Raw genomic sequence first — 13,496 nt, 5'->3', positions numbered from 1 at the left:
GGTTCCCATCGAACAGAGTGCGATTCTGACCGCTTCGCATATCCACCGGTCGAAAAGCGGTGCGCTCGCTGACCGCGAAGTGCCGGGCCTTTCCATCGTCGTCCACGGATTGGAGCGTGAACATAGGCAAATGCTGAGCTGGCGGTCTAGCTGGGCCGCCTCCAGTCGTTGATTCCTATGCCGCCGAATGTCCGCTATCGCCATTTGCAAATCAAAGCGTTGCCTGACCATTGGCGGCCAGACGCGGCTGTGTGTAGGACTTTGCGATACGGATTCTGATGTATTTCGAGGTGGCGCGGAACTCTGCGCCTGCCCGACGATGATCCGCTGACGCCGCACTCTGCGGGGCCGGCCCGACCTCAGGGCGCGACGAAGGTCAGGGTGGAGACATGCACCGTGCTCGCAACGGTCTTGCCGCCGAGCACGCGTTCGCCGACGACGTCGTTGCTTGTTGACAGCAGGTAGCGGCCTTTTCCGCGCTCGGGTGCGGCGATGACGCCCTTGTCGTCGGCGACATAGGCTTTGGTCCAGCGATCGGGATCGATCACCGTCAGCTTGGCGCCGGGCAGGGGCTTGCCCTGCCACAGGACCGTGAAGCGGTTCCCGTTTGCGGTGACCGGGACGATTTCCAGATCGAGCGCGTGGCGCGTTTCGGCGCGTCCGGCGCGCGCGTGATAGACGACGCCCTGCAATTTGCCGTCTTCGCCGGCCCAGGGTTCGAAGACATTCTCGTCGACGAGGCGAACATCGCCCGCTGCGCTCACCGCGGCTTCGATATGATTGGCGCGGCGGACGAGCGGGGCGGGGCGATCGCGGCTTTCGGCGAAGAGGATGGGCGTCTTCAGCTTGGGAAATTCGGGATCGCCACTTTCGGGAACGGCCTCGGCCGGTTCGCCGAGATAGATGCGCGCGGCCGCATTGCCGTCGCGCTCGATCCACACCTCATGCGCCGTCGCGGGCGACGCAAGGAAGCCAAAGGCCATCAGGGCGGCGAAAGTCTTTTTCATCAGGACATCCCTCTTCCGAAAAGGTCTGAAAGGCGCTGCGGGTCTCAGCAGAACTCCGCGCCGGCGCTGTGTGGCCGCCAGAGGAGTCTATTGCAAACGATTATTACTAGCTTGCTATTGCGAACCGTTCGCTATAGCGGGCAGCTCCAATTGAGATTGAGTCGCAAAAAGGGGAAGCGCCATGACCGTCCGAATGATCGCGCTATGCGGAGCCGCCGCGCTGGCTTTTGTTGCCAATCCGGCGTGGGCGAGCGAGGGCGCGGACGGTGCCATGTCGGCCGATCACGACGACGCGGCGGCCGAAACCGCCACTGCCGAAGCCGATGCGGGCACCGGCGAGGACATGATCGTCGTCACCGGCTATACCGGAACCAAGACCGATACCGCGCTGATGGAACTGCCGCAGCCGGTCAAGGTCATCACCGACGACCAATATGAGGCGCAGGGCGCGATCAGCATCAGCGACACGGTGAAATATGCCGCCGGTGTCCTCGCCAACCCCTATGGCCGCGACACCCGCGTCGACGGCTTCAACGTCCGCGGCCTCGATGCGCTGCAATTCCGCGACGGCATGCGCGACATCTTCTCCTATTACGCCTCGATCACCTCGGACCCCTATAATTTCTCGCGCGTCGAGATCGTGCGCGGCCCGGCCTCCGTGCTGTTCGGCCAGGGGTCGATCGGCGGCCTCGTCAACCTCGTTAGCAAGACGCCCGATTTCACCACGCGCGGCGAAATCAACCTCGTCTATGGCAGCTATGACCGCAAGGAAGTGCTGGGCGACATCAACCTGGCGCTTGCCGACAATCTCGCGGTTCGCTTGGTCGGCCGCGCCCGCGACGCCGACACCTATGTCGACCATGTCCCCGACGACCGTATCATGTTCGCGCCCTCGATCCGCTGGCAACCGACCCCCGATACCGACATCGTGCTGACCGGCCTCTATCAGGAGGACGACACCGGCTCGACCTCGCAGTTCCTGCCGATCGTCGGCACCTTCCTGCCCAACAGCGTCGCCGGCGAGCAGCTCGATCGCTACACCTTCGTCGGCAAGCCCGGCTGGGACCGCTATGCCGGGCGCTCGCTGCAGGGCGGCGGATCGATCACCCACCGCTTCTCGGACAATGTGCAGATCAGCCTCAAGGCCCGCTATATCGACAGCGACCTCGAATATAAGACCCATTATGCCGACAGCTATTCGAACCCGCAGGACCCCTTTTCGGTCTATGGCACCGACGGTCGCACCATCGGCCTCTACGCCGACGCCAGCGACGCGCGGATGAACGTCTTTTCGACCGACAACAATCTCCAGTTCAATTTCGCCACCGGCGCGAATATCGAGCACAAGCTGCTGGTCGGCATCGATTACAGCTGGAACAAGGTGCAAAAGCGCGGCATCTTCGGTTTCGAGATCGTCGACCTCTACGACATCGATTATGATGCGCTGCTGACCTACGAGCCCAGCGGCCCCTTCACCACCGAAAGCCAGAAGCAGCTGGGCATCTACGTCCAGGACCAGATCCGCTTCTTCGATCGCGTTTCGGTCGTGCTGGGTACCCGCCGCGACCGGGTCACCGGCTCGTCGGGGCAGAAGGACAATGCCACGACCTTCCGCGCCGGCATCATCGGCGAGGTCGGCGCCGGCTTCTCGCCCTTTTTCAGCTACACCGAAAGCTTCCTGCCGGTCGCGGGCCGCATCGACAATGGCGACGGCACCTTTGGCGATCCCTACGTCCCGCAGACGGGCACCCAGTACGAAGCCGGCGTGAAATGGCAGCCGACTCCGAACACCCTCGTCACGGCCACCGCATTCAAGATCAAGGAACGCAACCGCGTCCTTTATCTCGCCGCCGGCGGCACCACCCAGTCGGGCGAACTCAATACCAAGGGTTTCGAGATCGAGGCCAGCCACACGATTCCCGGCAATTTCGAACTGCTCGCCAATTACGGCCATTCGAAGCTCCGGTCGGAAACCAACACCAGCCTCGACTATATGCCGCGTCACACCGCGTCGCTCTGGTCGACCAAGACCTTCGGCCTTGCGGGCGAAGCGCAGCTGCGCCTGGGCGGCGGCGTCGTTTACAGCGGCAAGAGCGTCTCGACCAGTCCGGTTTGGTCGATCGTCACGCCGTCGCGCACGACGGTCGATGCGCTGGCCGAGATCAGCTGGAACAACTGGCGCTTCGCGGTCAACGCGACGAACCTGCTCGACAATGAATATTTCGCCTCCTGCCTCGCGCGTGGCGACTGCTTCGTCGGCGCGCCGCGCAACGTGATGGGCACGATCGGCTATCGCTTCTGATCGCGCGCGATCGACTGCCGCATTCGACGATGGCGCACGATTGCGGGCTATTGCGAGGCAGTCGCAATGTTGCAATAGGGGCGCCATGAGCAGGGCGACGAAAATGGCGCACGAAAATATTTGGCGGGAGGTGGTCCCGCGCGCGCTCGCGGCCGTGCCTCTCAACTATGCCGTGACGAGCGCGCTGACCATGATGCTTGCCCGGCTGCTGCCGGGCAGTCCCCAACAGGCTACGATCGGCGCGACGCTTCTGTCCTTTGTCGTCTTCGCCGCTATTGCGATGGTCGCATTCGCCGTTCGCTCGGTTTCGCGCCTGTGGGTGGGGCTGATCGCGACCGGCGCGGCTGCAGGCTTCGCCGACTGGTGTCTCATTGCCTGGGGAGGCCGGCTGTGAAGAACGGTTTCCGGCAATCGATGGCGTGGCTTCACACCTGGACCGGCCTGCTGCTCGGCTGGCTGCTTTTCGCGATCTTCGTCACCGGCACTTCCTCCTATTTTCAGGAAGAGATCACCGCCTGGATGACGCCCGAGGTCCGCAGCCTCCCGGCGGACGGTCCGGAGAGTTTCGCCGCCGCCACGCGCTGGCTCGCGCGCGAAGCGTCGGGTGCCAGCGAATGGTCGGTCTATTCGGCAGGCAAGCGCGCTGCGGGCCTGCAACTCTACTGGGTCAACGGCCCCGACGCACCGGCGGACGCGCCGACCGATGCACGCCTCGACGGGGCGGGGCGCAGGACGGAAGCACGCGAAACGCGGGGCGGCGCGTTCCTCTATCGCTTCCACTACGACCTTCACTATATCAACTGGTACTGGGCGCGCTGGATCGTCGGCATCGCCGCCATGGCAATGCTCGTCGCGATCTTCTCGGGCATCGTTACCCACAAGAAGATCATCGCCGACTTCTTCCTGCTCCGTCTCGGCAAGGGACAGCGGAGCTGGCTCGATGCCCATAATGCCTCGAGCATACTCTTCCTGCCGTTCATCCTGATGATCACTTATACCGGGCTGGTGAGCCTCGCGACGCACTATATGCCGTGGGGGATCGCCGCCAACTATGCCAGCGAAGAGAAATTCTTCGAGGCGACTTTCCCCTGGCCGGCTCCGGCCGAGAAAACGGGGCCAGCGCCGCTGACCGCCGTGGCGCCGCTGGTCGAGCGTGCCGAGCGTGTTTGGGGCGCCGGCGCCGGAAGCCTGCGCATCCTCAATCCCGGCGACCGGACGGCGCAGATCATCGTGTCAACCGCTCCCGATGCGCGCATGTCGGTCCGGCCGCGTTCGCTGACTTTCGACGGGGTGACCGGGAAGCTGATTTCCGCGCACAATCCGTCGGGCGCCGCGACGGCGACCGAAGGCACGATGATCGGCCTGCATGCCGGCCGCTTTGCCAGCGGCGTGCTTCGCACCCTCTATTTCCTTTCGGGCGTCGCCGGATGCGTCATGGTGGGCTCGGGCCTGATTCTGTGGACGGTGAAGCGGCGTGCGAAACTGGCCGATCCCGATCGGCCGCATTTCGGTTTTCGCCTTGTCGAAAAGCTTAATATCGGCGCGATCGCCGGGCTGCCCTTCGCAATCGCCGTCTATTTTCACGCCAACCGCCTGTTGCCCCTTGGCGGTGCCGGGCGAAGCGACCGTGAGATCGCCGCTTTTTTCATCGCATGGGGCGCCATATTCGTCTGGGCGATCGCACGCCCGACGCGGCGCGCCTGGACCGAGTCTCTGGCGGTGACGGCCGTGGCATTCGCGTGCGTTCCGATTGTCAGCGCGCTGACCACCGACAGGTCGCTGATTGCCAGCCTTGCCGCCGGCGACCGGGTCTTTGCCGGCTTCGACATTTCGATGCTGCTGGTGGCCGCAGGTTTCGGTTGGGCGGCATCGAGGGCGACGCGGCGCGAGGTCAGACCCACGGGCCGGCCCGCCAAGCGGGCGGCTGCCTCGCCAGCGACCGAGGCCGTATGACCCATATTCTTCTTCTGCTTCTCACGACCGTCGGTTTCGGGCTTCTTTGCCTGTCGCGCGCGCGTCACCAAGCCGATCTGATCGGCCGCAAACTTGCGGTCGGAACCGCACGCTACACCCGATGGAGCGGCCTGTTCAGCCTCGCTCTTGCGTATTTTCTGGCAGGCAGAGGTTTCGGATGGGCGGTCGGAACGCTCGAATGGCTGGGGGGCGCGAGCATCGGCGCGCTATTGACGATGACAGCGCTTTCGCTCCGCTCCGCGCGCAATTCTATGCGCTAACGCTCGGAGCATTTCGCGTGCGAACGACAATTGCGGCTCGGGCAATGTCTGCTTCCGCCAATGAACGCCACAAAGCCGTCAGTCCGTAATCGGCCAATTGCGCCCCTGACATGAGGGATGCTCGCCGGCAAAGCGTCGGCGGAACAGCTTTGTTCAGTCTAAAGCTACGGGATCCTGCATCGCGAAATCGGTTTCGGACACTTCCGCTTCGCTGCGCCGGCATCCACTACCGACTCCCCGCTTACGACTTCCTCAGGATCCGAACGCGCCTCCACCTGGTTGGCACATGCTCCGGCGCACGGGATCATGATCGGTAGTAGAATCCTTGAAATCATGATTCACCTCTCTGTCTGGCCCGCACGGCTTTGCCTTCTGGGACGCTGTCCACTTATGGGAATCCGGCACGCACATTTAGGTTCCGCGGGTTCGAGGTTTGCCGTTGCCCGGCTCGTTCGCTGCGGATGATTGCCGACGACGCGTTTCAAAAATCTTGACTATTCCGTAACGTAAAAACTACTATGCTTTATCAGGACCGCATCTGAAGTCGCCTGCTTGGGGGCGTGGCGACGTGTTCGGCATCGGATATTTGTCCGGCGCCGCAGCGACGCGGTTCTTTGCTCGATCGAACCCGCGCTCGGAGAAGGAGGGTGAGATGCACGGCGCCGGCAATTCGCAACTTGGAGATGAAAGCGTCGGCGGCGTGCGCGCGATGCACGACCGCCGCGGATCGGATCGCTACCGCGCGGTTTGCCGCATCGCACGCGTTCACCGCGCCGACGATACCGGGCTCTGGCGCGTGCGCAACATCTCCGACGACGGAATGATGCTTGCGGCGGACGTTCCCGTGGCGGTTGGCGAACCTCTCAAAATTGCGCTTTCCGAAAGCATCGTCGTTTCTGGCCATGTCGTTTGGGCGGCCGACGGCCATTGCGGCATTGCCTTTACCCGGAAGATTAACGCGACCGCCATGCTGCGAGCGCTCGGCGAGGAGCAGCGCGCTGAGGGCCATCGCGCACTCAGGCTTCCGATCGAGGCCGAGGCTGTCCTCATCTTTCGCGATGGAGCGCGGCCCATCGACCTTGTCGATATATCGCAGAGCGGGGCCGGTTTTCTCTGCGACACCGCGCTCGAGCCGGGGATCGAACTCGACCTTGTACTCCCCGGGGGCGAGCTTCGGCGCCGCGCGCTCGTTCGCTGGTCGCGCGACTGCCGCGGCGGGCTCTGGTTTACCCAGCCACTTGAGCGCGCCGATCTTGAAAGCCTGGTGCGCTTTCGACGCTAAGCTGGACGGCCAGACAGGCCTTGCATTCCGTGGGCGCCTCGCTGTGGTATTACGCCGCGGCAGCCTTTGCCGAGTCAACCTCGATATGGAATAGAGCCCGGGCCTTTCCACCGGCCTTGGCACGGTAAAGCGCGCCATCGGCGCATGCGAGGAGCCGCTCCAGCTCGACACCCATCCTGGGCGCCGTTGCGATCCCGACGCTGACCGAGATGGTCAGGAGGTTGTCCTCGACAATATAGGGCTTGCTGATTTCCCGGATGATCCGGCGCGCGAGCAATTCGGCTTCGGTGTCCTGCAACAGGTCCGCTTGCAACACGATGAATTCGTCGCCGCCAAGCCGCGCGACCACATCTTCGCCGCGAACCATGGCCTCGAGCCGCCGCGCGACTTCCTTCAGGACCGCATCCCCCGCGGGATGTCCATAATGATCGTTGATCGCCTTGAATCCGTCGAGATCGAGAAAATGCACCGCGACCTGGCTGTCGGTGCGCATCGCCGCTGCCATGCGCGCCTGAAAATGCTCGCGGAGCGAGAGGCGGTTCGCAAGGTCGGTCAGGGCGTCCTTCTTGGCGAGCAGCGCCATATCATGCCGCGCCGTGTGATGCTCGACTGCGGACCGGTAAAGATGCGCGACGGTCTGGAGGCTGAGCCCGGTGATCATCGCGACGATGAAGGCCTCGATCAGAAACAGCTCCGTATGCACCGGATCAGGGTGCGGCTTGAGTGCATGAAGCGCGAGCGCAGCTATTGTCGGCAGGGTCGCGAGCAACAGGCTGATGACGCAGACTTTCGGCCTTACCGCGATCCGCGATACGATGCCCGCGCCGAAGCCGAACACCAGGCTGATCGTGAGGAGGTGAAGCATCGGCTCGTGAGCGGAGATCGCGGCGACATTGAGAACGGCTATGAACGCCGCGAGGGCATAGTTCCCGATCGCATAGCGCCGCTCCCAGCGCATCAGCCCCTCGAAATCGCCGATCGGTGACGCGCGCCGGTAAGCGTGGAGCGCCGCGAGGCGCAAAGCAGTCGCCAGTGCGCCAAGCACTGCGAGGCCAAGGAGGAGGGTGCTGTCGAGCTCGCGGGCAACCAACAGGCATATGCCCACAAAGACCGCGCCAAATCCGAAGATCGGCAGTGCCATGCCGAACAGCATGTCGATGAATTCGCGATAGACGGGGAGCGGAAGCGCGGCAGGGTCCGGGAAGCCCCTGAAGCGGGCCGTGCGCGCAATTGGCGTCGGGGAGTCCGACCGTCTCATAGGGCGACGATGACCAAAGTTCGTTAATATCTCGTATGATGCCAACCATTAGGTCAGCGCCGCGCGGGAAGGGCGCAATCCTTCGACCGGCAAGACGATCCAGATCGAGGCCGCGAAGAAACATGACGCGCGAATCCTTGGCATTCGTGCGTCGCGAGATCGACGCGCATGCGATCCGCGTCATGCGAATATCGGTCGCTCCGTCAGGCCATCGACAAAGGCCTGTGTCGCGGTTCGATCAGGTCGCACGGCGCGACGACGACGGCCCCGCGGCTCAAACCGCCGCAATCCGACCGATCGCCGCCGCCGCGATCGGCGACAGGGCATCGGGCGTTTCCTGCGCCAGCAGCAGGATGCGGCGCCGCATTTCGGGATCCCAGAAATGGCAAATATGGTCCGCGACCATCGCCGCGGCCTGCTCGGGGCCTTCCGCGGCCAGATTGCGGGCAATCTGGTTCGCCATGTAGATCAGGCGATCTCCGGTCGACATCACGCCGGTTTCGTCGGTCATGGCGCTGCCCTTCATTCCGCCGCTTCGACCGGCGCGATACGACGGCTCCGGCGGGCATGATCGGCATAGTCTCCCTGCCAGTCCGACGGGCCGTTCGAAAGCCCGACCTGCACCGCCGTCACCTTATATTCGGGGCAGTTGGTCGCCCAGTCCGAATAGTCGGTGGTGATGACATTGGCCTGTGTGTCGGGATGGTGGAAGGTCGTATAGACCACACCCGGCGCGACGCGCTCGGTAATCAGCGCGCGCAAGCTGGTCTCGCCGGCGCGGCTGCGCAGGCTCACCCAGTCGCCATCCTTGATGCCGCGGTTCTCGGCGTCGCTGGCGTGAATTTCCAGCCGGTCCTCGGAGTGCCAGGCGGTGTTCGCGGTGCGCCGCGTCTGTGCGCCGACATTATAGTGGCTGAGGATGCGCCCCGTCGTGAGCAGCAACGGGAAGCGCGGCCCGGTCTTCTCGTCGGTCGGGACATAATCGGTGACGACGAACTTGCCCTTGCCACGCACGAAGCCGTCGATGTGCATCGTCGGGGTCCCACCCGGCGCCGCGTCGTTCGCGGGCCATTGCAGCGAGCCTTCTGCCTCCAGCCGGTCGTAATGGACGCCCGCGAAGGTCGGAGTGAGCGCGGCGATCTCGTCCATGATCTCTGACGGATGGCCATAGCTCCAGCCGAGCCCCATCGCGTTGGCGACGAGCTGGACGATCTCCCAGTCGGCATATCCGTTCAATGGCGCCATCACCTTGCGGACGCGCTGGATGCGGCGTTCGGCGTTGGTGAAGGTCCCGTCCTTTTCGAGGAAGGTCGATCCGGGCAGGAAGATATGCGCGTAATTGGCGGTTTCGTTGAGGAAGAGATCCTGGACGACGACGCATTCCATCGCCGCGAGACCCGCGGCGACATGCCGGGTGTTGGGGTCGGACTGGAGGATGTCCTCGCCCTGGATGAACAGCGCCTTGAAGCTGCCGTCGGTCGCGGCGTCGAGCATGTTGGGGATACGCAGGCCGGGCTCGGAATCGAGTTTGACGCCCCAGGCGCTCTCGAACATGGCGCGCGCCGCGTCGTCCGACACATGGCGATAGCCCGAAAACTCGTGTGGGAAACTGCCCATGTCGCACGCGCCCTGAACATTGTTCTGACCGCGCAGCGGGTTCACCCCCACGCCCTCGCGCCCAATATTGCCTGTCGCCATCGCGAGGTTGGCGATCGCCATCACGGTCGAACTGCCCTGGCTATGTTCGGTGACGCCGAGGCCATAATAGATCGCCGCATTGCCGCCGGTTGCATAAAGGCGCGCGGCCGCGCGCAGATCGTCGGCGGGCACGCCGGTCAGCGGCTCGATCGCTTCGGGCGAGCGCGCCGCCTCCGACACGAAATCGGCCCAGTCCTGGAATTCGTCCCAATCGCATCGCTCGCGGATGAACGCTTCGTCGTAAAGCTTTTCGGTCACGATGACATGCGCCATCGCGGTCAGCACCGCAACATTGGTGCCCGGACGAAGCGGCAGATGATGCTCGGCCTCGACGTGCGGCGATTTGACGAGGTCGATGCGGCGCGGGTCGACGACGATCAATTTGGCACCCTGACGGAGCCGCTGCTTCATCCGGCTGGCGAACACCGGGTGCCCGTCGGTCGGATTGGCGCCGATGACGAGAATGACGTCGGACTGCATCACGCTGTCGAAATCCTGCGTCCCCGCCGAGGTTCCGAAGGTGGTCTTCAGCCCATAGCCGGTCGGCGAGTGGCAGACGCGCGCGCAGGTATCGACATTGTTGTTGCCAAACCCCTGGCGGATAATTTTCTGGACGAGGAAGGTCTCCTCGTTGGTGCAGCGGCTCGACGTGATGCCCCCGACCGCGTGCGTTCCATATTGCGCCTGGATGCGGCGGAATTCGCTCGCGGTGTGCGCGATCGCTTCGTCCCAGCTCACCTCGCGCCACGGCTCGGTCACGCTCGCGCGGATCATCGGACCCAGGATACGGTCCTGATGCCGGGCGTAGCCCCAGGCGAAGCGCCCCTTGACGCAGCTGTGGCCGCGATTGGCCTTGCCGTCCTTCCACGGCACCATGCGGACCAGCTCCTCACCACGCATCTCGGCGCGGAAGGTGCAGCCGACGCCGCAATAGGCGCAGGTCGTGACGACGGCGCGGTCGGGCGTTCCGACCTCGACCACCTTCTTTTCGATCAGGCTAGCGGTCGGGCAGGCTTGTACGCACGCGCCGCATGACACGCATTCGGAGGCGAGGAAGGCGTCGTCCTGCGAAGCGGCGACTTTCGAGTTGAACCCCATACCCTCTATGGTGAGCGCGAAGGTACCCTGAACTTCGTCGCACGCCCGCACGCACCGCGAACAGGCGATGCATTTCGACGGATCGAAATCGAAATAGGGGTTCGACTGGTCCTTGGGCTGCCCCATGTTGGTCGCGCCGTCATAGCCGTAACGCACTTCGCGCAGCCCGACCGCGCCCGCCTGATCCTGCAGTTCGCAGTCGCCGTTTGCGGCGCAGGTCAGGCAATCGAGCGGATGGTCGGAGATATAGAGTTCCATCACCCCGCGGCGCAGTTGTTTCAGCCGATCGGTCTGGGTGCGCACGACCATGCCCTCGGCGATCGGCGTGGTGCACGATGCGGGATAGCCGGCGCGGCCTTCGATCTCGACGAGGCAGAGGCGGCATGAGCCGAAGCTTTCGAGGTTGTCGGTCGCGCAAAGCTTGGGGATCGACCCGCCGCTGAGCGAGGCAGCGCGCATGATCGACGTGCCTTCGGGAAGCGTGACCTGCTCGCCGTCGATTGTCAGCGTGACATTGCGGCCCGTCGCCAGCGCTGGCGGGGTGCCATGGTCGGTTTCGCGGGTGAAGCCCATGTCCTTACTCCGCTGCGTCGGCGACCGGCGCAGGGGCGCCAAAATCTTCGGGAAAATGGTCGAGCGCGCTCAGAACCGGATAGGGGGTAAAGCCGCCGAGCGCGCAGAGCGAGCCATATTTCATCGTGTCGCACAGATCGCGCAGCAGCGCGGTCTGCGCGTCGATGCCGACGTCGATGCGATCGGGGCTGCGCGAGTGGAGCGCCTTGCCCAGTGGCCCGGCAAGGCCCTCCTGTATCGAGGATATCCCCCCTCGTGCATCCATGATCCGATCCATGATTTCGACTCCGCGCGTCGATCCGATCCGGCACGGCGTACATTTCCCGCAGCTTTCGACCGCGCAGAATTCCATGGCGAAGCGCGCCATGTGCGCCATGTCGACGCTGTCGTCGAAGACGGTGATCCCGGCGTGACCGACCAGCCCGCCGGCAGCCGTGAAAGCTTCATAATCGAACGGCAGGTCGAACAGCGGCGGCGGGAAATAGGCGCCGAGCGGGCCGCCGACCTGCACCGCGCGCACCGGCCGGCCGCTCGCCGTGCCGCCGCCGATGTCGTTCACCAGCTCGCCGAGCGTGATACCGAAGCCGACCTCGAACAGGCCGCCATGTTTCACATTGCCGGCAAGCTGGATGGGCATCGTCCCGCGCGAGCGGCCGAAGCCGACATCGGCATAGGCGCCCGCGCCCTCGGCCAGGATGAAGGGCACGGCGGCAAGGCTCAATACATTGTTGATGACCGTCGGCTTGCCAAACAGGCCCGAAAGCGCCGGCAGCGGCGGCTTGGCGCGCACCTGTCCGCGCTTGCCCTCGATGCTGTCGAGGAGCGCGGTTTCCTCGCCGCAGACATAGGCGCCGGCGCCGGCGCGCACTTCGAGCACGAACGGTGCTATCCGGCCCGCCGAAAGCGCGATCGCCTGTCGCATTGTGTCGATCGCAAAGGGATATTCGCTGCGGATATAGATATAGCCATGTCTCGCACCGACCGCGTGCGCGGCAATCGCCATGCCTTCGATCAGGCAATAGGGATCGCCTTCCATCAGCATGCGGTCGGCGAAAGTACCGCTGTCGCCTTCGTCGGCGTTGCACACGGTATATTTGGGGGCGCCCGGCGCATCGAGCACCGTCTGCCATTTGATGCCCGTGGGAAAGCCCGCGCCGCCACGCCCGCGTAGCCCGCTCGCCTTGACCGTATCGACCACCGCCTGCGGCTCGGCGGCGCGGGCGATGTCGAGGCCGGTCCAGCCGCCGTGCGCGGCATAGTCGGCAAGGCTCAGCGGATCGACGATCCCGCAGCGGGCAAAGGTGAAGCGCTGCTGGGCCGCAAAGAAGGGCAGGGCGCCGACATCGCCCAGCCGGCCGGGATGCGTGCCATCCAGGATCCGCGTCACATCGCCGCATGCGACGGGGCCATAGCCGATCCGCCCCTCGGCCGTTTCGACCTCGACCAGCGGCTCGATGCTGAACAATCCGCGCGATCCGGTGCGCACGACCTCGCAACCCGCGTCAACGAAATCGCGCGCGACATCGTCGGCGCCGAGCGCGACCGACGCCATGTCGCGGCTGATGAAGACGCGCGTCATGCCGCGACCTCGGCGGCGATGCGGTCGAGCGCAGCGCCGTCGATGCGTGCCACGGGGCGGCCATTCACCAGCGCATTGGGACCGATGGAGCAGAGGCCGAGACAATAGACGGGCTCGAGCGTCACCTGCCCGTCGCCGCGGGTCTCGCCCATCGCGACGCCCAGCCGCTCGGCCGCCGCCGCCTCGATCGCCGCGCCGCCGCGGGCCTGGCAGCTTTCGGCACGGCACAGCTTCACGACATGGCGCCCGGCGGGTTTGCGGCGATAGTCATGGTAAAAGGTGAGGACGCCATGCACGTCGGCGCGGCTGAGGTTCAGTGCAGCGGCGATCACCGGAACAAGCGCGTCGTCGACATATCCCATCTCGTCCTGTACGGCGTGCAGCAGCGGCAACAGCCGGTCGCGTCCGGCACCCTCGTTGCGCACCATGTCGTCGATCAGCGTCTTGGCTTCTTCCCGTCGCATC

The 13,496-nt window shown here is 64.6% G+C and carries 11 protein-coding genes; 5 read left to right on the top strand and 6 right to left on the bottom strand.

The features are described from left to right. Nucleotides 1-359 precede the first annotated feature (359 nt). Nucleotides 360-1,007, bottom strand: coding sequence for a DUF4198 domain-containing protein (locus AC1RNQ_RS07155; protein WP_493170034.1), 648 nt, complete (start codon nucleotides 1,005-1,007; stop codon nucleotides 360-362). A gap of 181 nt (nucleotides 1,008-1,188) precedes the next feature. Between AC1RNQ_RS07155 and AC1RNQ_RS07150 the strand changes: the two genes are divergently transcribed. The 5 genes from AC1RNQ_RS07150 to AC1RNQ_RS07130 all read left to right on the top strand — a co-directional run bounded on the left by AC1RNQ_RS07150 (nucleotide 1,189) and on the right by AC1RNQ_RS07130 (nucleotide 6,825). Further along, the gene (locus tag AC1RNQ_RS07150) at nucleotides 1,189-3,309 is read left to right on the top strand and encodes a TonB-dependent siderophore receptor (protein ID WP_493170033.1); all 2,121 of its coding nucleotides are present in this window, start codon (nucleotides 1,189-1,191) and stop codon (nucleotides 3,307-3,309) included. Between the two features lie 103 nt (nucleotides 3,310-3,412). Further along, a complete protein-coding gene (locus AC1RNQ_RS07145) occupies nucleotides 3,413-3,703 on the top strand; it encodes a hypothetical protein (protein WP_493170032.1) in 291 nt (96 codons plus the stop codon). Further along, a complete protein-coding gene (locus tag AC1RNQ_RS07140) occupies nucleotides 3,625-5,262 on the top strand; it encodes a PepSY-associated TM helix domain-containing protein (protein ID WP_493170031.1) in 1,638 nt (545 codons plus the stop codon). Before AC1RNQ_RS07145 ends, AC1RNQ_RS07140 begins: the two co-directional genes overlap by 79 nt. Next, on the top strand, nucleotides 5,259-5,543 hold the full coding sequence (locus tag AC1RNQ_RS07135; protein ID WP_493170030.1) for a DUF3325 domain-containing protein: 285 nt from the start codon (nucleotides 5,259-5,261) through the stop codon (nucleotides 5,541-5,543). Before AC1RNQ_RS07140 ends, AC1RNQ_RS07135 begins: the two co-directional genes overlap by 4 nt. Nucleotides 5,544-6,111: 568 nt before the next feature. Beyond that, nucleotides 6,112-6,825, top strand: a complete 714-nt coding sequence (locus tag AC1RNQ_RS07130) for a PilZ domain-containing protein (RefSeq protein WP_493170029.1) — start codon at nucleotides 6,112-6,114, stop codon at nucleotides 6,823-6,825. A gap of 49 nt (nucleotides 6,826-6,874) precedes the next feature. On the opposite strand, the gene AC1RNQ_RS07125 is transcribed toward AC1RNQ_RS07130, so the two are convergent. From AC1RNQ_RS07125 to AC1RNQ_RS07105, 5 genes are all read right to left on the bottom strand, one after another. Then, complete coding sequence (locus AC1RNQ_RS07125) at nucleotides 6,875-7,978, bottom strand: diguanylate cyclase domain-containing protein (RefSeq protein WP_493170028.1); 1,104 nt, start codon at nucleotides 7,976-7,978, stop codon at nucleotides 6,875-6,877. A gap of 379 nt (nucleotides 7,979-8,357) precedes the next feature. Next, nucleotides 8,358-8,594, bottom strand: a complete 237-nt coding sequence (locus tag AC1RNQ_RS07120; RefSeq protein WP_493170027.1) for a formate dehydrogenase subunit delta — start codon at nucleotides 8,592-8,594, stop codon at nucleotides 8,358-8,360. Nucleotides 8,595-8,605: 11 nt separating this feature from the next. Further along, nucleotides 8,606-11,452, bottom strand: coding sequence for a formate dehydrogenase subunit alpha (gene fdhF / locus AC1RNQ_RS07115; RefSeq protein WP_493170026.1), 2,847 nt, complete (start codon nucleotides 11,450-11,452; stop codon nucleotides 8,606-8,608). A gap of 4 nt (nucleotides 11,453-11,456) precedes the next feature. Further along, nucleotides 11,457-13,031, bottom strand: a complete 1,575-nt coding sequence (locus tag AC1RNQ_RS07110; protein ID WP_493170025.1) for an NADH-ubiquinone oxidoreductase-F iron-sulfur binding region domain-containing protein — start codon at nucleotides 13,029-13,031, stop codon at nucleotides 11,457-11,459. After that, nucleotides 13,028-13,495, bottom strand: coding sequence for a formate dehydrogenase subunit gamma (locus tag AC1RNQ_RS07105; RefSeq protein ID WP_493170024.1), 468 nt, complete (start codon nucleotides 13,493-13,495; stop codon nucleotides 13,028-13,030). The genes AC1RNQ_RS07110 and AC1RNQ_RS07105 overlap by 4 nt, the downstream gene beginning before the upstream one ends. Between the last annotated feature and the right edge of the window lies 1 nt (nucleotide 13,496).

Source organism: Sphingopyxis sp. GW821-FHT12F08 (genome assembly GCF_058806755.1).
Note: the sequence above shows the minus strand (reverse complement) of the source record. Positions and strands in the feature narration are given on the sequence as shown.

What these genes read in the sequence shown, in the direction of transcription:
- AC1RNQ_RS07155 (WP_493170034.1), bottom strand. Translation starts at nt 1,007, where the DNA reads ATGAAAAAGACTTTCGCCGCCCTGATGGCCTTTGGCTTCCTTGCGTCG.
- AC1RNQ_RS07150 (WP_493170033.1), top strand. Translation starts at nt 1,189, where the DNA reads ATGACCGTCCGAATGATCGCGCTATGCGGAGCCGCCGCGCTGGCTTTT.
- AC1RNQ_RS07145 (WP_493170032.1), top strand. Translation starts at nt 3,413, where the DNA reads ATGGCGCACGAAAATATTTGGCGGGAGGTGGTCCCGCGCGCGCTCGCG.
- AC1RNQ_RS07135 (WP_493170030.1), top strand. Translation starts at nt 5,259, where the DNA reads ATGACCCATATTCTTCTTCTGCTTCTCACGACCGTCGGTTTCGGGCTT.
- AC1RNQ_RS07125 (WP_493170028.1), bottom strand. Translation starts at nt 7,978, where the DNA reads ATGCTGTTCGGCATGGCACTGCCGATCTTCGGATTTGGCGCGGTCTTT.
- AC1RNQ_RS07120 (WP_493170027.1), bottom strand. Translation starts at nt 8,594, where the DNA reads ATGACCGACGAAACCGGCGTGATGTCGACCGGAGATCGCCTGATCTAC.
- fdhF (WP_493170026.1), bottom strand. Translation starts at nt 11,452, where the DNA reads ATGGGCTTCACCCGCGAAACCGACCATGGCACCCCGCCAGCGCTGGCG.
- AC1RNQ_RS07110 (WP_493170025.1), bottom strand. Translation starts at nt 13,031, where the DNA reads ATGACGCGCGTCTTCATCAGCCGCGACATGGCGTCGGTCGCGCTCGGC.
- AC1RNQ_RS07105 (WP_493170024.1), bottom strand. Translation starts at nt 13,495, where the DNA reads ATGCGACGGGAAGAAGCCAAGACGCTGATCGACGACATGGTGCGCAAC.